This is a genomic window from Vibrio sp. 1249-1, assembly GCF_033340495.1.
On the sequence record NZ_JAWOWJ010000884.1, the window covers coordinates 1 to 578 of the forward strand.

Genomic DNA, 578 nt, shown 5'->3' on the forward strand with positions numbered 1-578 from the left:
CGGCAGCTTGTGAACTAATGCACTACCTCCATTCGAATCGGCATCAAGTAAGTCAGAGATTTTGATACGACATCCGAAGGCTTCAATTTTGAGCTCATCTTTATCAATCTTGCCGTAGAACAGCGCGTCAAAATCAGGCATTCCACGCCAAGAGCCGGCTTGTTTCGCTGCTTTGCTTAGTAGGTTAAATTGCTGCGTGGTCAGCTCCATTTCACCACTAGCCTCAACATCTCCGTCGACGTAACCATCTGGCACACCAGAGGTTTTATTGACGGCGGAATTATCAGTAATGGATAACGAGACTTTTTGTGCTTTGAGCTTGTAGTCACCCAAAGAGAAATGCATGTTCTTGCCAGAAATTCTCATGGATTACGCCTCCAAATCTGCAGGGTTAGTAAGATCAAGCGCGATGTTGACCACGATATGTTTCGGGCAGTTATGAGGGCGAACCATCAAACCTATCGACACTTTGGTTTTGGTTACCCACTGAATGGTAACGTCACCATCTTCTGGCGGCATGATTTCACCAGGGAAGGTAATGCCACCAACTTCTGTCGTTTTCGACATATCACGCATAT

Annotated in this window: 2 protein-coding genes; both read right to left on the bottom strand. The window is 46.0% G+C overall.

Annotation, left to right across the window (positions count from 1 at the left end; genetic code table 11):
- Nucleotides 1-366 (bottom strand): phage protein (locus R7Z50_RS29470; protein ID WP_318150011.1); only part of this gene is annotated, 366 nt, incomplete at its 3' end.
- 3 nt (nucleotides 367-369) lie between these two features.
- The coding region (locus R7Z50_RS29475; RefSeq protein WP_318150012.1) for a DUF2586 family protein at nucleotides 370-578 on the bottom strand (209 nt) is incomplete at its 5' end.